A 19030-nucleotide genomic window follows, 5' to 3' on the forward strand; every position below is an offset into this window, starting at 1 on the left:
CCGGATACCGACATGTTACGAATCACCGAACTCAAGCTGCCAATCGACCATCCCGAAGAAGACCTGCGCCCTGCCATCGTGCAGCGCCTGGGCATCGCCAGTGATGACCTGCTCGATTTCACCTTGTTCAAGCGCAGCTACGATGCGCGCAAAAAGTCCTCCGAACTGTGCTTCATCTACACCATTGACCTGAGCCTGCGGGACGAGGCCAAGGTGTTGCAGGCGTTCGCCGATGACCGTAACGTCAATCCCGCCCCGGATGTCAGCTACAAGGTCGTGGGCCACGCCCCGCAAGACCTGAGCGAGCGCCCGGTGGTGGTCGGTTTTGGTCCCTGCGGGATTTTCGCCGGGCTGTTGCTGGCCCAGATGGGCTTCAAGCCGATCATCCTCGAGCGTGGCACCGAAGTTCGCCAGCGCACCAAGGACACCTGGGGCCTGTGGCGCAAAAGCGTGCTCAACCCCGAGTCGAACGTGCAGTTCGGCGAAGGCGGTGCCGGTACGTTTTCCGACGGCAAGCTGTACAGCCAGATCAAGGATCCCAAGCACCACGGCCGCAAAGTCCTGCACGAGTTCGTCAAGGCCGGCGCGCCGGATGAAATCCTCTACGTCAGCAAGCCGCACATCGGTACGTTCCGCCTGACGGGTGTCGTGGAAAACATGCGTGAGCAGATTCGTGCCCTGGGTGGCGAAGTGCGCTTCCAGCAACGGGTCACCGACGTGCTGATCGAAGACGGCCAACTGACCGGCGTCGAACTGGCCAGCGGCGAGCAGATCAACTCCCGCCACGTGATCCTGGCGCTGGGCCACAGTGCCCGCGACACCTTCCGCATGCTCCACGGCCGCGGCGTGTACATGGAGGCCAAGCCGTTCTCCGTGGGTTTTCGCATCGAGCACCCGCAATCGCTGATCGACAGTGCGCGCCTGGGCAAGTACGCCGGTCACCCGAAACTCGGCGCCGCCGACTACAAACTGGTGCACCACGCCAAGAACGGTCGCTCGGTCTACAGCTTCTGCATGTGTCCAGGCGGTACGGTGGTAGCAGCTACCTCCGAGCCCAATCGTGTAGTCACCAACGGCATGAGCCAGTACTCGCGTAACGAGCGCAACGCCAACTCCGGGATTGTCGTGGGTATTACCCCGGAAGTGGACTACCCGGGTGGCCCGCTGGCTGGTATCGAGTTGCAGGAGCAACTGGAGTCCCACGCCTTTGTGCTCGGCGGCAGCAACTACGAGGCACCGGCGCAACTGGTCGGCGACTTCATTGCCGGCAAGCCGTCGACCGCGCTGGGCAGCGTCGAACCTTCCTACAAACCTGGGGTGGCCCTGGGTGACCTGGCGCTGGCATTGCCGGCCTTTGCCATCGAAGCCATCCGCGAAGCCCTGCCGGCATTCGAGAAGCAGATTCGCGGCTACTCGTTGCATGACGCGGTGCTGACCGGGATCGAAACCCGCACCTCGTCGCCCCTGCGCATCACCCGTAACGAGTCGATGCAGAGCCTGAACGTCAAGGGCCTGTTCCCGGCCGGTGAAGGCGCTGGCTACGCGGGTGGGATTCTCTCGGCCGGCGTCGATGGGATTCGCATTGCTGAAGCCGTGGCTCGGGATATCCTGGGCATCGAAGCTTAAACACCTGGTGGGAGCGGGATTACTCGCTCCCACCAAGTCGTTGTGTCAGATGTTTGCGCGCAACACACTGACCGGCAGTGCCTCACCCCGCTCGACGCTGGCCGCAACGGCCGCGATCAAGCCACTCAACTCGTAACCCTGGGCCTTCAGCCAGTCCTGATCGTAGTAGGTGGTTGCATAACGCTCGCCGCCGTCACACAGAATAGCCACGATCGACCCACTCTCCCCCGCCGCGACCATCTGCTGGGCCGCCATCAACGCGCCAATCAGGTTAGTCCCACTGGAACCGCCGACGTTGCGACCCAAGCGTTGCGCCAGGTAATGCATGGCCGCCAGTGACAAGTCGTCCGGCACCTTGACCATCGCATCGATCACCTTCGGCAGGAACGACGCCTCGACCCGCGGCCGACCTATGCCTTCGATACGCGAACCACACTCCAGGCGCAGGCTCGCATCGCCACTCAGGTAATAGTCAAAGAACACCGAACGCTCGGCATCGGCACAGAGCACCCGGGTGGCGTGCTGCCGGTAACGCACGTAGCGCCCCAGGGTCGCAGTGGTGCCGCCGGTGCCGGGGCTGGAAATCAGCCAACTGGGTTCCGGATGCCGCTCGAAACGCATCTGCTGAAAGATCGACTCGGCGATGTTGTTGTTGGCCCGCCAGTCGGTGGCGCGCTCGGCGTAGGTGAACTGATCGATGAAGTGCCCATCGTGCTCACGGGCCAGGCGCTCGGACTCGGCATAGATCTGCGTCGGGTCCTGCACCAGGTGGCTCTTGCCGCCGTAGAACTCGATTTGCGCGATCTTTTCCCGGGAAGTGCTGGCCGGCATCACCGCAATGAACGGCAGTCCCAGCAGTCGAGCGAAGTAGGACTCGGAGATCGCCGTCGAACCGCTGGACGCCTCGATCACCGGGGCGCCCGGCTTGAGCCAGCCATTACACAGCGCATATAGGAACAGCGAGCGGGCCAACCGATGCTTGAGGCTGCCGGTAGGGTGGCTGGACTCATCCTTGAAGTACAGTTCGATGCCCGGCAACCCCGCCAACGGCAACGGGATCAGGTGGGTATCGGCACTGCGCTGGAAGTCGGCTTCGATGATGCGGATGGCTTCGCGGGCCCATTGGCGGCTGTCGCTCATGGTGGGTTACTCGTGGAATCAATGACGGCGGAAGGAAACCTGAGGGTGACAACAGGCCAATTCTTAAGCTTAGGAAAAAACCTACATAACGCACAGGTACAGCTGGGGTTCAATACGCCAGCCAACTGCTAGGCTGTGTGCAGCTTGGGTTGTAACGGTATATAACAAAAAAGAATATAACTTTTGTTTTAACAACTAACCGCACAGGTTAGGGTGTGCCACCTTTTGAATCTATAAATGGAGAGCGACCTTGCCTCTGCGTAGCACTTTCACTCGTTTCTTTCAGTTGGAAGCTGCCAGCGGTCTGTTATTGATTGCCGCTGCAGTCCTGGCCCTGATCATCAACAACTCACCGCTGTCCTGGCTCTACACCGGCTTGCTGGACACCCCCGTGGTGGCCCAGATCGGCGCCTTGAAAATCGCCAAGCCGCTGTTGCTGTGGATCAACGACGGCCTGATGGCCCTGTTCTTTCTGCTGATCGGCCTTGAGGTCAAGCGTGAAGTCCTCGATGGTCACCTCTCCAAGCCTTCGCAGATCGTCCTGCCGGGTGCCGCCGCCGTCGGTGGCATGCTGGTGCCAGCGCTGATCTACTGGTTCCTCAACCGCGACAACCCGCCGGCCCTGAATGGTTGGGCGATTCCGACCGCCACCGACATTGCCTTCGCCCTGGGCGTACTGGCCTTGCTGGGTAAGCGTGTACCGGTGTCGCTGAAGCTGTTCCTGATGACCCTGGCCATCATCGATGACCTGGGCGCGATCATCATCATTGCGATCTTCTACTCGGGCGCGCTCTCGACCCTGTCGTTGATGCTGGCGGGCGCATGTATTGCCGCGCTGGTGGCGATGAATCGCCTGGGGGTGGTCAAGCTGGGTCCGTACATGATCATCGGCCTGATCCTCTGGGTCTGCGTGCTCAAAAGTGGTGTCCACGCCACGCTGGCCGGGGTGACACTGGCGTTCTGCATCCCGTTGCGCACCAAAAATGCCGAGCCCTCGCCCTCTCTGAGCCTGGAACATGCACTGCATCCGTGGGTCGCCTACGGCATCCTGCCGCTGTTCGCGTTTGCCAACGCCGGCCTGTCGCTGAGCGGCGTCACCGTCGAGAGCTTCACCCACATGGTGCCGATGGGCATCGCCATCGGCCTGCTGCTGGGGAAAACCGTCGGTGTGTTCGGCCTGACCTGGCTGGCGGTTAAATCCGGTATTGCTGCCCTACCCGCCGGCGCCAACTGGGGCCAGGTCCTGGGTGTGGCGATTCTCTGCGGGATCGGCTTCACCATGAGCCTGTTCGTCGGCTCCCTGGCCTTTGTGGCGGACAGCAGCGAATACGCCGGCATGGACCGCATGGGTATCCTCACCGGTTCGCTGTTCGCCGCCCTGATCGGCTATGCCGTGATGGTGGTAGCGAGCCGCAAGAAACCGGCACAGGCTGCCTAGCCAGCCGATTAAAAGCCAGATAAACAAAACCCCGATCAGTTGCCTGATCGGGGTTTTGTTTTAACGGTTGGAACTTAGTGCGATACGCGGCTGGTGCCGTCGACGGTGGAGATGCGTACACGCTCACCCACACGGAACACTTCGTTTTCCTGAACCTGCTGCACATAGGCGCGCATGCTGCCGTCGTCTTCACGCACGGTGATTTCGACGCCCTGGGTACGGGTCAGGCCTTCTTCAGTGGCCGAACCGATCAAGCCACCCGCTACCGCACCAATGACCGCGGCAACGATACTGCCTTTGCCACCACCAATCGCGCTGCCACCGACACCACCTACCGCCGCGCCAGCCAGGCCGCCGATAGGGGTCTTGGTGCCTTCGATTTTCACCGGACGCAGGGACTCGATGGTGCCCATGCGCACGGTCTGCACGCGACGCGCTTCGTCACGGGAGTAGGAGTCACCGGTCAGGCTGGACTGGCAACCCGTGAGCAACATCGCCATCGTGGAAAAGGTAGCAACCAGCAGAACAGACTTACGCATAACATCAACTCCAAAGGACAGGTATTCATTAAACTCCGCAGCTTGACGCCTGTCACGGCGCCGCCCGGATAAAATTGGTTTCATTCAGGCGCGGTACAGCGGCGTCTGCGAGGTCATCACACAGTAGCGGCCATTCTGAAAAATTGCGTCATCCCAAAAGGATTTCCATGGATTACTTCATCATTATCGTCACCACGGTCGCCGGCCTGTACTTCCACTGGTGGCTGTACGTGCGAATCAAGCGCTGGATGGACCGCGACCTGGCGCTGTCATTGGCAGGTAATGACGAACAGAAAAAGCAGTTCATGCTGCAGCAACTGGACCGTGCCCGGCAGCAACGCATCAAACGCCGCGACCTGGCGCAGTGGCTGGAGGCGGCCGCAGCCACCTATCCTGCCCGGTAGACTGCTCAGGGCGCTAGACGTTCACGACTCCAACTACCGTCTTGCAGACGGTAGTTCAAGCGATCGTGAAGACGACTGGCACGCCCCTGCCAGAACTCGATGCGCTCGGGCAACAGGCGATAGCCGCCCCAATGCTCCGGGCAATCGGGCTGGCTATCGCGAAAGCGCTGCTCGGTAGCCTTGAGCAATCCTTCAAGCTCAGCACGATCGGCGATCACTCGACTCTGCGGGGAAGCCCACGCCCCCAGGCGACTGCCCAATGGCCGCACCTGGTAATAGGCATCGGACTCCTGCGGCGTGACCTTGACCACCCGCCCCTCGATGCGCACCTGGCGCTCCAGGGCCGGCCAGAAGAAGGTCATGGCGGCATAGGGGTTGGCCGCCAACTGCTGGCCCTTGGCACTCTGGTAGTTGGTGAAGAAGGTAAAACCTTGCTCATCCAGGCCCTTGAGCAACAGGATCCGGCAATGCGGACGACCCTGCGCATCAACAGTGGCCACGGTCATGGCATTGGCCTCGACCGGAGGCTGTTCGGTTTTCACCGCCTCGGCAAACCACTGATGAAACAGGGCGAAGGGTTCGGCCGGGGCCTGGGCCTCGGTCAAACCATCGCGGGTGTAGTCGCGGCGCATATCAGCCAGAGCCTGGGTCACGGCGTTTTCCTTGTGCTGGGTCGATCAGTTTGCAGCAGCTTTGGCCGGCACCGGTTTTTTCGCCGGGGTCGGGGTCTTGGCTGGCTGCTTTTTAGCCGGTGCGGCTTTCTTGGCGGTGGTCTTTTTCGCCGGTACAGCTTTTTTCGCTGCCGTAGCTTTTTTATCGGCCAGGGCAACGCTGGCAGGTTTGGCGTCCTGGATCGCAACCATCTCGGCCACCGGCGGGGTCGGCGAGCTGTACTTGCTCAGCAGGGCCAGCATGGTGGTGCGCTGGGTCAGCACGATCTCGACACGTCGGTTCAAGGCGCGTCCCTGGATACTGTCATTCGCTGCACGCGGCATCAGGTCACCCATGCCACGCAACATCAGGCGATCACGCTTCATGCCGCCGAGGCTGAAGATCGAGGCCACAGAGGTCGCACGCTCCTTGCTCAGGGTCTGGGTCGCCGGGGCTGCGCCCGAAGAGTCGCCGTGGCCGAGCACCAGGACCGAAGTCTTGGTGTCGGATTCCACCAGCTTGGCAATCCGAGTGAACGGGCCGAGGGTCGAAGGCAACAGCATGGCCGGGCGTTTCGGGTTGAATGCTTCATCCACCGGAACGATCACTACCAGGATGTTCTCGCGACGCTCTACCTGCAGGCGCTTGTCCTGAATAGCACTGCGCAGGCGCGGCTCGTAGTCGTCCAGCCAGGCCTGGGTGATTTTCGGGTCAGGCATCGGTACATCCTTGATGTCCGCCTTGGTCACAGCCTTGGTCTGGTCGCTGAACGGCCACCACCATTTGCTCTCGGAGTCGGCCTTGGCCGCTGCGGCGGCAGCGCTGGTCGCCGTGAGCGGCACCACAGGCGCGGTGGTTTTGCTATCGACGGCGGCTTTGGTGGTGCTCTCCTTGGAGGAGAACGGCCACCAACTGCTGCCACTGTCCTGGGCCTTGGCCACAGGAGCCGGAGTTGTCGGGGCGGTAGCAGTAGTCTTGTCGGCAGGTGCTGCCGGCGCCGCTTTGGCATCGACCTTGGCGTCCGGCTTGGCGCTGCCTTTGTCCGCAACCTTGTCGGAACCGGAACCGAATGACCACCAAGGGCCACCATCTGCGTCACTTTGTGGGGTTTGTGCACAACCGGTGATGCTGAGACACAGGGCCAAGGCTAAAAATTTGTTCGGTGACATGGGATATCCACAAAATGAGATAAAAAGCTGTGGGTCTGCGACCCGTATAAACAGATGCTGTGCAACATGAAAAGCCACAGGGTTCCATTCCATGACTTGGTGGCATCTTTTATCAGAAAAATGCCTGGCAACCACCTTTTTACAGACAATCGCCGAGAACCCGCACCAGCCTCTGCGCACGCGGGTCCATCAACACGTAAGGACCCAGGGTATTGGTGACAAAACCGAAGGCCACATCGTGCTCGGGATCAGCAAACCCGACGGATCCCCCCGCCCCAGGATGACCAAAAGCCCGAGGGCCGAGGCCGAAGGTGGCGTTGGGTACGTCCGGCTGATCCAGCATACAACCCAGGCCAAAACGCGTCCGGGTCAGTAGTGTCTTGTCCTCGCCCAGGCTGTGCTCGCGCGTCAGTTCCTGGAGCATGTCACTTTCCAGCAGGCTGCCATCCAGCAGTCCGCTATAGAAGCCGGCCAGGCTGCGGGCATTGCCGTGGCCATTGGCCGCCGGCTGTTGCATTCGTCGCCACTCTGGCTTGTTGGTGCTGGTCATGATCGAGGGCGGATTGGTAAACGCCCGGGTGCTCATGGCTGTTGGCTCACGCAAAGTGACCTGCAACAGGCGCTGGGCGGCCGCATCGCCGACGTTGCCTTTGCCCCGTGCGATGTGCGCCACCCGATGGAACTCTGCATCGGCCAGGCCGACATGGAAATCCAGCCCCAAGGGGCGTGCCACCCGCGCGACGATCGATTCGCCCGGACCGCGGCCATCGGCCCGACGCAACAGTTCACCCACCAGCCAGCCATAGGTGATTGCCGCATAACCATGGCCTTCACCCGGCGTCCACCAAGGAGCTTCGGCCGCCAGGGCCTCCACCATGGTCTGCCAGTCATAGAGTGCTTCGGGTGCCAGCAACTCACGCAGTGCCGGCAGGCCTGCCTGGTGGCACAACAACTGGCGCAAGGTCACCGCTTCCTTGCCGGCGGCGGCGAACTCGGGCCAGTAGCGTGCGACCGGCGCATCGAGTTGCAGCTTGCCCTCGGCAACCAGTTGCAGGGCGGTCACGGCGGTAAAGGTCTTGGTGCAGGAAAACAGATTGGCGATGGTATCACTGTGCCATGCCTGACTGCCGTCCTTGTCGGCCGTGCCCGCCCACAGGTCGAGGACGGTTTCGCCACCGATCTGGATGCACAATGCCGCGCCGCGTTCCTGGGAGTTATCGAACAGTGCCGCGAAGGCTTCGCGTACTGCTTCGAATTGAAGCTCGTAATGACCCTGAATCTGCACCAACCACTCCCCGGAGAAACATCTCGAATCGTTAGCGCATTGTTCCAGCCCTTGAGGGTTTTGGGAACCCGCTCGGGCTGGGCGGTCGCTGGTTTAAAGGGGTTGTTTCAGCGATTAATGGCCATTACCCGAATGCCCACCGGTGTGGCCGCCCTGCCCCGCGCCCTGCGGCTCGTGAGCAGGCTTTTCGCCCTCGGGTTTGTCACCCGCATTGGCGGCTTTCTCGGCGGCCAGTCGGGCTTGTTCGCCCGCCTTGGCGAGCTGATCGACGGCCTGCAGATTGGCCTTGCGCACACTGTCGACAAAACCTTGAAACGGAATATCGGTGATCCCCACCAGGCCAAAATGTCCGTTTTCGCCATCCAGCAAGCGCCCGGTCACCGGTTGATCGAGGTACTGGAACCAGTGCACCCCGACAATCGACGGCTCGCTGAGCGCCTGTTTGACGAAGTTGGCATACGCCGGTCCCCGCTCCTCCTCCCTCGCCAGCTCCGTTACCCCACCCCAGAATGGGCCGCGATCCCGTGAACCGAAGTTGAACTCAGTGATCAGCACCGGCTTGTCCAGCGCCTGCAACTGGCTGAAGTCATAGCCGTCCTGGGGCTTGAGCGTGTACAGGTTGAAGCTCAGCACATCGCAATACTGTGCACAGGACGCCACCGCTTCGGGCGTACTGACGGCAAACCGGCCGCCGAGCAGCAGGTGGTTCGGCGCATGCCATTTCAACGAATCGGAAATGGTCTTGAAGTAGGTGTCGGCAAAGACCTTCTGGAAGTATTTGAAGTCGGCTTCGATTTCCGGATGCTCGGGATTGGGTACCGGCGGCACAAACCCCGGGTCTTCCATCAATTCCCAGGCTGGCAGGTCGATGCCCCAGGCCTTCGACAGGCCGGCCTGATTGCGGTATTTATCGCGCAACTGCTTGAGGAAGGCGCGTTTGGCCGGCACGTCAGTGGTCATTTTCAACGTGCCATACGCCAGGGCATAACGCGCCTTGGGATCGTCACCGGGACCGGCCCAGGCCAGCTCGTTGTCCGCAAAGTAGCCGATCAACCAGGGATCATCCCGATGATCGCGTGCGGCAATGGCCACTGCACGTTCGGTGGCCATGGCAAAACGCGGGTCGAACGGGTCGGGCATGCCGCCCCACCAGTCGTTCCCGGTACTGATGCTGGTGTAATCGCCGACGATCGACAACGGCAAGGTGTAGGGCATTCGTGCGCTGTGGCCCAGAGCCGGCTCGCTCCAGTTGCCCAGGGTGTTGAAGCCCCACGCCTGCAGGCGATCCAGGGTGTGCCCGGCCCAGCGTTTTTCATCGAAGGCATAAGGTGCGCACGGCGCGACGGGCGCTTCGGCGCCGGTCTCGGCAACCTTCGCCGGGGTGCCGGCGACACAAGGCTGACCGTAGGTGCGTTGCAGGTTGGCGCCATAAAAGTCATACCAGCGACCGCCATTGAAGGCACGCCCGCGATCGACGCCATTGCCGCCGCGGTTATCGCCCTCACCGTAATGCACGGCCAGCGGCTGGTCGTTGCCCGGCAATACTTCGAACATGCCCTCGCGACCGGCGACGTAAGTCTGGCTGGCGTCTGCAGTGACCGTGTTGACCCCCAGGGAGTAGAACGGGTGACCTTGTGGTGTCACCAGGTACCAGCGCCCGTCGCGTTTCTCGGTGCGAAAAAAGCCGCTGGCCTTGAAGGCCGGGCCCTTGTTCAAGCCGCCGAAGGTGTCCAGGGCCGAGCGCTCGCGCTGGGCCAGCCAGCCACTCAATTGTTGCTGTTCCTTGGCGGCGGCCGCCTTGAGCTGCTCGTCAGTGGCGATCTTTTCCGGCCATTTCGCCCGGCTCGACTGTCCATAGGCATCCACCAGGGAACCGTAGACCGCCTGGGTGACCGCCACGCCGTCCTGCACACCAAAGCGCTCGATCAGGATGCTCTGGGCCACTTTCGGCTGATCCATCGACAGAGTGACCGACACTACCTGGGCAGGGTCCAACTCACCCTCGCTGCTGGCCAGCAGGATCCGCTGACCATCAACGGTCATTGGCATCGGCGGGCCGGCCTTCATGCCTTGGCTCAGGGGTGAACTTGGCTTAAGCGGCACCAACAGGGTTTGCGCCGGTCCGGCAGGCAAGTCGACGCGGCTGACCAGGGTTTTACCGTCGTTGCTCTGGATCTTGACGTAAAGCGTCACAGCCCAGTTCATCGCGCTCTGCAGGCGCAGGCTCATGACCCCCGATTGCGACCAGTCCCAGGCCCCGGTTTGCGGGGTCAGGCGCAGGCTTGGTTGCGCCGTCGGGTTGAACGTCACACGCCGCAGCACTTCGCCCTCGGCCGTTTGCTCCGCGTTGGATTGCGGCAGACTGGCATCCTGTGTCGTCACCTGGACCACATCGGCAGGCCGGACAAAGTTGAACAGCGTCTGCTGCCCGGCGGGTGCCGCCAGCAGAGGCGCAGCGAACATCAGGGCAAAAACAGCGGGTAACGAGCGGCGAATCATATGAACCAGGTTCTCCCTAGGGCCAGTGTGAAATCGGTGATAGGAGATAGACAACGAAGTGGGCGTTTCCGCCCACCCTGTCTCAAGATATTTCGCGACGGAACGGTGGCAAGGCGTTGAGGATCGCCTTTCCGTAACGCTGCGTGACCAGGCGCCGGTCAAGCAAGGTGATGGTGCCGCGGTCTTCTTCGGTGCGCAGCAGGCGACCGCAAGCCTGGACCAGCTTGAGCGAGGCGTCCGGCACAGAGATTTCCATGAACGGGTTGCCGCCCCGCGCTTCGATCCATTCGGCCAGTGCGGCTTCCACCGGGTCATCGGGAACCGAGAACGGGATCTTGGCGATCACCACGTGCTCGCAATAGGCCCCCGGCAAGTCGACACCTTCGGCAAAACTGGCCAGGCCGAACAGCACGCTGGAGTCGCCACCATCGACCCGCGCCTTGTGCTTGTTCAGGGTTTCCTGCTTCGACAGGTTGCCTTGAATGAACACTTGCTTGCGCCAGTCGCGGTCGAGGCCGTCGAACACGTCCTGCATCTGTTTGCGCGAGGAAAACAGCACCAGGGTGCCACGCGAGCCTTCCACCAGTTCCGGCAGGTCGCGGATGATCGCCGCAGTGTGCGCCGGGGCGTCACGCGGGTCGGCACGCAGGTCGGGAACCCGCAGCACACCGGCATCGGCATGGTGAAACGGGCTCGGCACGACCGCCGTCACGGCTTTTTTCGGCAGGCCGGCACGCATACGGAAGCGATCGAAGGTACCGAGGGCGGTCAGGGTGGCCGAGGTCACCAAGGCACCGTAGGCGATATTCCAGAGGTTGCGCCGGAGCATTTCCGCAGCCAGGATCGGGCTGGCATTGACCTCGATATCGAACAGCGAACCGCTTTCGGCCAGGGTCAGCCAGCGCGCCATGGGCGGGTTGTCTTCCGGGTCTTCGGCGGTAAAGGCGGTCCACAATTCCCAGTTGCCCTGGGAGCGAGACAGCAGGCTGCCAAACAGCGGGTACCATTCTTCCGCCTGGTTGCTGGCGATACCAATGTTGACCTCGCCGTCCATACCTTCCTTGAGCAGCTCCGTGAGCCTGGTGAAGACATCGGTCAGGCGGGCAAAGCCCTTCTTCAGTTCGATGCCCATCTCGCGCATGTGCTCGGGAATCACCCCACCGACAAACCGATGACGCGGGCGCTCACGGCCTTCGACGTCTTCGCCGGGCTTGAAGTCGGCTACTTGCTCGCAGGCACTGAACATGAACTGCTGCTGGGTCTTGATCTCACGCGCCAGCTCCGGCACTTGCTCGATCAGCTTGCCCAAGTCGCCGGGCAACGGGTGCTGGGCGAGCAACTTGGTGAGATTCTTGGCGGTGGTTTCCAGCCAGTCGGCGGTGGAGCGCAGGCGCGTGTAATGGGCGAAGTGGCCGATGGCCTTGTCCGGCAGGTGGTGGCCTTCGTCAAACACATAGATGGTGTCACGCGGGTCCGGCAGCACGGCACCGCCACCCAGGGCCAGGTCGGCGAGGACCATGTCGTGGTTGGTGACAATCACATCAACCTTGCCCATGCCTTCGCGCGCCTTGTAAAAGGCGCACTGGCCAAAATTGGGGCAATGGCGGTTGGTGCACTGGCTATGGTCGGTGGTCAGGCGCGCCCAGTCGGCATCTTCCAGGGCGGTGGACCAACTGTCGCGGTCGCCGTCCCACTTATTGCCGGCGAGTTTCTCGATCATGCTGGTGAACAGCTTCTGACTGGCCTCATCGACTTCGATCTTGAAGCCTTCTTCCTCGAACAGCTGGGCCGTGGCGGTTTGCGCATGGCCTTCCTGCAGCAGCATGTCGAGCTTGGACAGGCACATGTAGCGACCCCGGCCCTTGGCCAGGGCAAAGCTGAAATTCAGCCCGCTGTTGCGCATCAGGTCCGGCAGGTCCTTGTAGACGATCTGCTCTTGCAGGGCGACGGTGGCGGTGGCAATCACCAGGCGCTTGCCGGCGGCCTTGGCAGTGGGAATCGCCGCCAGGCTGTAGGCCACGGTCTTGCCGGTACCGGTACCGGCTTCCACCGCGACAATCGCGGGGTCGCCACTGCGCCGGCCTTCGTCGTCGGTGTCGATGTCACCCAGGACTTTGGCAATTTCGGCGATCATCAGGCGCTGGCCGTAGCGCGGCTTAAGGCTCTTGGCTTCGAGAAAACGCGAATAAGCGCCCTGGATCGTGGTTTTGAGTTCAGTGCTGATCATGGATTGTCGGGCGCAAAAAACGCTGGATAAATTTTCAGTGGTTCGGATCGGCCGCTATCATACCCCGCTAATTAATCCCGCGCAGAACGGAGTACCCCAATGACACTTTTCGCCTTCATTTATAGCCTGCACACACTGGCAGCCCTGGTGTGGGTCGGCGGCATGTTTTTCGCCTGGATGGTCCTGCGCCCCGCCGCCGTAAAGGCCCTCGAGGGCCCGGCCCGCCTTAAATTGTGGGTGGAAGTGTTCCCGCGCTTTTTTCTCTGGGTCTGGATTGCCGTGCTGATCCTGCCGATCAGCGGCGTCGGCCTGATCCACCTGCGCTTCAACGGCTTCGAAACCGCACCACGCTACGTGCAGATCATGATGGGCCTGTACCTGGTGATGACTGCATTGTTCATTCGTATTCAAGCACTGCAACTGCCCGAGCTACGCAAGGCCGTCCTGGCCGAAGACTGGCCGACCGGCGCCGCCACCTTGGGCGGGATACGGCGCCTGGTGGGAATCAATTTGATTGTAGGATTGGTGCTGGTCGCAATTGCGGCGGCGCGCCCGACATTTTAAAGACACAGAGCCCGCCGCCCCCAGCGACCACCGCGCAACCGGCCGAGCGTTAGCTCGTCTGAAGCTTTTAATCTCGAGGCCGCTGGGGCGAGGGCTGCGTCCTCGAACGCAGCCTCGCGGGCTCGGCAGCTGCTACAGGGGATTGCCGAGATTGATCATGTGGCGCAGGTCGTCATCACTCCCTACAACCGCTGCAAACTAACAGCCCCAGCCGCTCCCTCTACCCCTGGCTGCCCCGCCACCCCAGGCCGCCCGCTCTTACCACCATCGGCACGATAAACCAGACACCCCTTGGCCTTGCCCCCCGCACCAGGCTTACCTCCTGCCCCCGGCACCCCTCCGGCGCCACCCTCAACCTGCACCTTGATCTGCTGCTCTGGATAATCACGTGGCAACTCCAGACGCACCAACCCCCCTGGCGCACCAGCACGACCATCCCCCCCGTTATCCCCATCGGCACCACGTCCAGCCTCGCCCCAAGTGCAACCGGGTTCCTGACCGTTGGCCCCATCGAGCCCCACATAACCCGGGGCGCCAGCGCCACCGCGCGCATCCACCGACAACTCGGGCGCGCTCAACGACGCAATCCGCAAATTCAGGTTACGCCCGCCGCGAGCGGCCTTGAGGTAAGTACCCGGCGCACCACGGGAAGTAATCTGGCTACCACTGGCAAGCTGGGCATGCCCGACCTTCAACTGCAGGACCTGCTCACTGGGAACAATCGCAATCCGCGCCTCGCGCCCCAGGCGTAACTGACCCACGTCCAACTCAGTGACGTTCGAGGGGATCAGCAAGGTGCCATAGTCCGCAACGTCCAGACGCTCCAGCTGCAGGGTGCTGGTGGTATTGGGCAGACGCATCAGCGAATGACTTTCCACACTGACCACCTGCGCCGTGGCCAGTGGGCTTACCAGTGCGGCAAGCAAACAGAGTTTACGCATGGCGAGGCTCCCCAGAGGTAGGGGCAGACAGGGTCCGCAGGTGAAAAATGCCAAACAGGAGGATTTGCAGGCGATCACGCCACGGGTGAGGGCGGCCCTTGAGGTTGCGGTGCACCAGCAGCACTTCCAACAGATGGGTCAGCAGCAACAGGCTGGCCGCCAGATTGACCAGCAGATCAATCGGGTTGATTAGCGGTTCCACAAGATTGACCAGTACCACCAGCCAGAACATCAGGGTCAAACACTTGCCCAGCCCCCAAAACACTTTCATACGCTCCCCCGTGCTTCATTATTCTTTGCGCGCACAGTAACGACTTCCACGAGGGATGCGCCAGAGGTCCGTGAAAATTCTTGCGCGCCGGGCTGTTTAGCTGCCGGATCGACGAGGATCGACCATCCGGCAGCCGTCGATCAGCGACCGATCACCAGTTCAACCCGACGATTTTTCGCCCGCCCTTCTTCGCTGGCGTTGTCGGCCACAGGCTGGCTTTCGCCCATGCCCTGGCTGGTGAGTTTGTCCGGCGTCAGCCCCTGCTCCAGCAGGAAGGCGGCGACACTGCTGGCGCGCCGTTCGGAGAGCGCCTGGTTGTAGGCGTCTGTTCCCTGGCTATCGGTATGCCCGACCACCTTGATACTCAGTACGTCGGCGTTTTTCAGTTTATCCATCAACCCCACCAATTGTTCCTGGGCCGCTGGAGTCAATTGCGCGGAATCGAAGGCGAACAACACCTCTCCCTGGTCACTCAGGGTGATCACTTCACTTTGCGGTTCGACCGGTTTGACGGTGGCCGGGTACTGGGGAATCGGACAACCCCTGTTGTCGACCGGGGTATTGGCCGGGGTATCCGGGCAATGATCGCGACGATCGAAGACCCCGTCTTCGTCCTCATCGCCATCCTGCGCGTAACAGATCAAGCCTCCCGTCAACAAACCGAGTGCCGCGCCACCAGCCGCCCACCCACCACTTTCAATTGCGCCCAGGCCTGCGCCCGCCAAGCCGCCGATAAGGCTGCAGATCGGCCAGGTACGTTGATTGAGGGGGGCAGTGCCGTCGCTGTGGGTGGCGCAACCTGTCAACAGGCTGCCGAACAGTAGTACCGGTATCACGGTCCGCGCACGAAGACTCATGGTGAATGCTCCTGTGTTACCGGCCCATACCGGTCACTCAGGAGTAAAGACCCGCATCCGCGACTGCACAAGCCGCGGATGCGAGAGGGACTAGCGGTTGATTTTGATTTCGGTACGACGGTTCATGGCACGCCCGTCAGCGGTTTTGTTGTCGGCCACTGGCTGGCTTTCACCGGCACCTTGTACCGACACGAAGCTGGCACGTGGCACACCTTCTTCAATCAGGTACTCGACCACCGAATGCGCACGTTTATCCGAGAGCTTCTCGTTATAGGCATCGCTGCCCACGCTGTCGGTATGCCCGGTGACGGTCAGTTGCGCTGTAGCGGCTTCCTGTTTCAGTCGGGAGGCAATGGTTTCCAGCTTGGTTTTGTCGGCTTCGGTCAACTTCGCTGAGTCGAACTGGAAGTGCACATCACGAATGACGATGGTTTCCTCTTTGACCACCACCACTTCTTCAACCACCGGCTGAGGTGGTGGGCAGCCATTGGCATCGACCTGCACGCCTTTTGGTGTGCCTGGGCACTTGTCACGACTGTCCAGCACGCCGTCGCCATCTTCATCACCGTCGCCATGCACCCAGCAATAAGCGGCTGCCAATCCACCTACGAACAGCGCGCCACCGCCGGCCCATGCCGAACTTTTCGTCGCGCCGAGACCCGCACCGACCACGCCGCCCACCGCCGCACAGGTCGGCCAGTCGGTTTTCTGCAAACCTGCGCAACCAGTCAACACACTGGTTAGCAGAACCAAGGGTAATGCTGTCCGAACTATGCTCATCGAGTTTTCTCCTGAGGGATCGGCGTACGACCGATTCAAGCAGTAAAGACCCGAGTTTTAATATCCGCCAGCAATAGGCCATCCTGGCTTCATCGCGTATTTACGGGCGATCGCAACATCCAGTGTAAACCCGCTCTAGGCCCGAGCGTTCGGGCAGGCTAGTCTTGGCAGTTCTGATTGAGGATCCTTGATGACCGCCGCTATTTCTTTGCGTACTCCCCAGCAGGCGCTCGCCGCCTTGCTCGATCGTTATGCGCCCAAGCGGCTGCTGCTGATCGGTGCCAGTGACTTTCCGGCGCTGCAGGCGTTCAAGCTGGCGCACCCCGACACCATCGTTGCCCAGGTCGCACCTGGCCCACTGCCGCCGGACCTGGCTGCGCAGCGCTTCGACCTGGCCCTGGCCCTCGACTGCCTGGAGCATTTGCCCAAGCGCGACGGCCTGAACCTGCTCGGCGGGATCCGCAACCTCAACGCCAGTCGCATCGTGGTCCTCGCCGACCTGGGTGCCTGCGGCTGGCAGGACACCGACTTCTTCTCCCTGGCCCTGCAAGCCAGCGAACGTTTCCAGCGCGACGAACAAGTATTGACCCTGTTCACCTATGATCTGCTTGACTACAAACAAGTACCTGACTGGCTCAACTCACGGTTCTGGGCCAATCCAGAGAATTTCGGAAAATACTGGTGGTAACACAATGAGTACATCCATCTGCCCTTGCGGCAGCGGCACGCCACTCGATGCCTGTTGCGGGCATTACCATGCCGGGCACCCCGCGCCATGCGCCGAAGCCTTGATGCGCTCGCGCTACAGCGCCTACGTGCTAGGCCTGATCGACTACCTGGTGGCAACCACCCTACCTGCCCAGCAATCAGGCCTGGACCGCCAGTCGATCAGCGCCTGGAGCGCCCAGAGCACCTGGCTAGGCCTGGAAGTGGAAAGCTCGGAAGTATTCGGCGGCCAACCTGAACACGCCTTCGTCACCTTTACTGCGCGCTGGCATGACAGCGACGGCGAACACAGTCACCGTGAACGTTCTTCTTTCGTACAGAACGACGGGCACTGGTACTTCATTGACCCGACCGTACCGCTCAAGGCCGGACGCAATGACACCTGCCCGTGTGCCAGCGGGCAGAAGTTCAAGAAGTGCTGTGCCGGGTACTTCGCCTAGGGGACTGAACCTGTACAGCGGGTAAAGGGAGCCAGACCATGCTCAACCAGCGCCGCGCCCTGCACTGCATCAGCCTGCTTTTGCTGCTGAGTCTCAGTGGTTGCGTGTCCTGGTTCAGCGACGATGAGCTTGAGCCTCAGGTCCACCTGCTCAAGGTCGAGGTGGTCCGGGCCCGGCTGCTTGACCAGAAGTTCATGCTGTACTTTCGCGTCGACAATCCCAATGACTCCAGCCTGACGGTCCGTGGCCTGGAATACCGCATTCACTTGAGCCAGTTCCTGCTGACCGAGGGCGAGAGTGATCAGTGGTTCAGCGTCGACCCCAAGAGCAGTGGGTATTTCCAAGTGCCGATCCGCACGAACCTGTGGCAGCACCTGCGGGAAGTGGTCAAGTTGCTGAAAAAACCCGAACAGCCCATCCCTTACCGCCTGGAGGGAACCCTGCAAACCGGATTATTGTTCGGCAAAGACGTGCACCTTTCGCGTTATGGCGAGATAATTCCCGGCGATTTTATTCCGGAGTAACCCTGATGACCCAACAACCCCACGTCCATGGCCCTGACTGCAACCACGATCATGACCATCACGAACACCATGATCACGACCATGGCCATGTGCACGGCCCAAACTGCGGCCACGCTCACCAGGAACCGGTGCGTAACGCCTTGAAAGATGTTGGCCGCAACGACCCTTGCCCATGCGGCAACGGCAAGAAATTCAAGAAGTGCCACGGCGCCTGATGCGCTAGCCCCAAGGCGTGTGGGAGCAAGCCGGACGGCGCTCCCACAATTACCCGATGCGGCTCGCCATCAGGATGTCGCGGGCAGTCACCACCGTTGCGTACTCGCCCTGCAAATTACCCAGCGACATGGCATGCACCTGCTGCGCGCAATGCCACTGGCCAAAATAGTCCTGCTTGTCGAAGGTGTAGCAGGCGTCCTCCACCACCCAGGTTTCATACCCCAGGTTGCCGGCAGTTCGTGCAGTGGCCTCCACCGAGTTATTCGTCGCCACGCCAACGATAATCAACTGGCTGACTCCCCCTCGCTGTAAATCCTCTGCCAGCCCGGTTGCGCAGAACGCATCTGGCACCTGCTTCTGGATCACCGGTTCACCCGCCAAGGGCATGAACCGCTGCTGAAATTCCACGCCCGACTGTTGCGGCCAGAACACCGATTCCGGCGAGCGGGACAGGTGCTGCACGTGGATCACTGGCCACGACCTGGCGCGCCACTGCTCGAGCAACTCGGCAATGCGTTCCTCGGCCTGAGGGTTGTTGCGCGGTCCGAGCCGGGGCTGATGGATTCCTTTTTGCTGATCGATCAGGATCAAGGTGGCATTTATCTGCAGTTGCATGGCGCTATTTCCCTCTGCCAATTACCCAATACCCCCCTTCAATACCGTCATTTACGGCAGCCAAACAGGCCTATGGTCGAAAAATCCGTGATTTATCCGACAAACCCTCAAATAAGCT

Annotated in this window: 20 protein-coding genes; 8 read left to right on the plus strand and 12 right to left on the minus strand. The window is 61.4% G+C overall.

The window, feature by feature from the left end; genetic code table 11:
- Positions 1-12 precede the first annotated feature (12 nt).
- Positions 13-1626 (plus strand): NAD(P)/FAD-dependent oxidoreductase, encoded by a 1614-nt coding sequence (locus tag ACIOVD_RS12545; protein WP_159994111.1) that lies wholly within the window; start codon positions 13-15, stop codon positions 1624-1626.
- Positions 1627-1671: 45 nt separating this feature from the next.
- On the opposite strand, the gene ACIOVD_RS12550 is transcribed toward ACIOVD_RS12545, so the two are convergent.
- On the minus strand, positions 1672-2766 hold the full coding sequence (locus ACIOVD_RS12550; RefSeq protein ID WP_401127967.1) for a PLP-dependent cysteine synthase family protein: 1095 nt from the start codon (positions 2764-2766) through the stop codon (positions 1672-1674).
- A gap of 250 nt (positions 2767-3016) precedes the next feature.
- On the opposite strand from ACIOVD_RS12550, the gene nhaA reads away from it, so the two are divergent.
- On the plus strand, positions 3017-4204 hold the full coding sequence (gene nhaA, locus ACIOVD_RS12555) for a Na+/H+ antiporter NhaA (RefSeq protein WP_401127969.1): 1188 nt from the start codon (positions 3017-3019) through the stop codon (positions 4202-4204).
- 74 nt (positions 4205-4278) lie between these two features.
- Here nhaA and ACIOVD_RS12560 read toward each other — a convergent pair whose 3' ends face one another.
- Complete coding sequence (locus ACIOVD_RS12560) at positions 4279-4743, minus strand: glycine zipper 2TM domain-containing protein (protein ID WP_095166966.1); 465 nt, start codon at positions 4741-4743, stop codon at positions 4279-4281.
- A gap of 167 nt (positions 4744-4910) precedes the next feature.
- Here ACIOVD_RS12560 and ACIOVD_RS12565 point away from each other — a divergent pair, with 167 nt between their 5' ends.
- Positions 4911-5147: a hypothetical protein gene (locus ACIOVD_RS12565; RefSeq protein WP_095166964.1), complete on the plus strand. Its 237-nt coding sequence runs from the start codon at positions 4911-4913 to the stop codon at positions 5145-5147.
- Positions 5148-5152: 5 nt separating this feature from the next.
- Here ACIOVD_RS12565 and pdxH read toward each other — a convergent pair whose 3' ends face one another.
- The 5 genes from pdxH to dinG form a co-directional block, all read right to left on the minus strand.
- On the minus strand, positions 5153-5800 hold the full coding sequence (gene pdxH, locus ACIOVD_RS12570; RefSeq protein ID WP_095166962.1) for a pyridoxamine 5'-phosphate oxidase: 648 nt from the start codon (positions 5798-5800) through the stop codon (positions 5153-5155).
- A gap of 24 nt (positions 5801-5824) precedes the next feature.
- On the minus strand, positions 5825-6967 hold the full coding sequence (locus ACIOVD_RS12575) for an OmpA family protein (RefSeq protein ID WP_095166961.1): 1143 nt from the start codon (positions 6965-6967) through the stop codon (positions 5825-5827).
- A gap of 139 nt (positions 6968-7106) precedes the next feature.
- The gene (locus tag ACIOVD_RS12580; protein WP_095167145.1) at positions 7107-8252 is read right to left on the minus strand and encodes a serine hydrolase domain-containing protein; all 1146 of its coding nucleotides are present in this window, start codon (positions 8250-8252) and stop codon (positions 7107-7109) included.
- A 114-nt stretch (positions 8253-8366) separates the two neighbouring features.
- On the minus strand, positions 8367-10751 hold the full coding sequence (locus ACIOVD_RS12585) for a beta-agarase (RefSeq protein ID WP_401127972.1): 2385 nt from the start codon (positions 10749-10751) through the stop codon (positions 8367-8369).
- Between the two features lie 82 nt (positions 10752-10833).
- Positions 10834-12978, minus strand: coding sequence for an ATP-dependent DNA helicase DinG (dinG, locus tag ACIOVD_RS12590; RefSeq protein ID WP_095166957.1), 2145 nt, complete (start codon positions 12976-12978; stop codon positions 10834-10836).
- Between the two features lie 99 nt (positions 12979-13077).
- Here dinG and ACIOVD_RS12595 point away from each other — a divergent pair, with 99 nt between their 5' ends.
- The gene (locus ACIOVD_RS12595; protein ID WP_095166955.1) at positions 13078-13542 is read left to right on the plus strand and encodes a CopD family protein; all 465 of its coding nucleotides are present in this window, start codon (positions 13078-13080) and stop codon (positions 13540-13542) included.
- 182 nt (positions 13543-13724) lie between these two features.
- Here the strand turns inward: ACIOVD_RS12595 and ACIOVD_RS12600 are convergent, their stop codons facing one another.
- The 4 genes from ACIOVD_RS12600 to ACIOVD_RS12615 form a co-directional block, all read right to left on the minus strand.
- Positions 13725-14483: a collagen-like protein gene (locus tag ACIOVD_RS12600; RefSeq protein ID WP_401127974.1), complete on the minus strand. Its 759-nt coding sequence runs from the start codon at positions 14481-14483 to the stop codon at positions 13725-13727.
- The gene (locus ACIOVD_RS12605; RefSeq protein ID WP_401127977.1) at positions 14476-14754 is read right to left on the minus strand and encodes a DUF1145 domain-containing protein; all 279 of its coding nucleotides are present in this window, start codon (positions 14752-14754) and stop codon (positions 14476-14478) included. The genes ACIOVD_RS12600 and ACIOVD_RS12605 overlap by 8 nt, the downstream gene beginning before the upstream one ends.
- Positions 14755-14894: 140 nt before the next feature.
- Entirely contained in the window at positions 14895-15611 is a 717-nt protein-coding gene (locus ACIOVD_RS12610) for an OmpA family protein (protein WP_401127980.1), read from the minus strand.
- Positions 15612-15701: 90 nt separating this feature from the next.
- Positions 15702-16391 (minus strand): OmpA family protein, encoded by a 690-nt coding sequence (locus tag ACIOVD_RS12615; RefSeq protein ID WP_401127983.1) that lies wholly within the window; start codon positions 16389-16391, stop codon positions 15702-15704.
- A gap of 190 nt (positions 16392-16581) precedes the next feature.
- Between ACIOVD_RS12615 and ACIOVD_RS12620 the strand changes: the two genes are divergently transcribed.
- From ACIOVD_RS12620 to ACIOVD_RS12635, 4 genes are read left to right on the plus strand one after another with little or no spacing between them, the layout of a single operon-like run.
- On the plus strand, positions 16582-17079 hold the full coding sequence (locus ACIOVD_RS12620; protein WP_095166945.1) for a DUF6231 family protein: 498 nt from the start codon (positions 16582-16584) through the stop codon (positions 17077-17079).
- A 4-nt stretch (positions 17080-17083) separates the two neighbouring features.
- Positions 17084-17557 carry a YchJ family protein gene (locus tag ACIOVD_RS12625; RefSeq protein WP_401127986.1) on the plus strand — a complete coding sequence of 158 codons (474 nt, stop codon included), beginning with the start codon at positions 17084-17086 and terminating at the stop codon, positions 17555-17557.
- Between the two features lie 38 nt (positions 17558-17595).
- Complete coding sequence (locus ACIOVD_RS12630) at positions 17596-18081, plus strand: LEA type 2 family protein (protein ID WP_095166941.1); 486 nt, start codon at positions 17596-17598, stop codon at positions 18079-18081.
- Positions 18082-18086: 5 nt separating this feature from the next.
- Entirely contained in the window at positions 18087-18296 is a 210-nt protein-coding gene (locus tag ACIOVD_RS12635) for an SEC-C metal-binding domain-containing protein (protein ID WP_064676164.1), read from the plus strand.
- 49 nt (positions 18297-18345) lie between these two features.
- Here the strand turns inward: ACIOVD_RS12635 and ACIOVD_RS12640 are convergent, their stop codons facing one another.
- A complete protein-coding gene (locus ACIOVD_RS12640) occupies positions 18346-18912 on the minus strand; it encodes a cysteine hydrolase family protein (protein WP_095166939.1) in 567 nt (188 codons plus the stop codon).
- Positions 18913-19030 lie beyond the last annotated feature (118 nt).

The sequence above is a fragment of the Pseudomonas sp. NPDC087626 genome (genome assembly GCF_044743405.1).
Taxonomy (GTDB): Bacteria; Pseudomonadota; Gammaproteobacteria; order Pseudomonadales; family Pseudomonadaceae; genus Aquipseudomonas.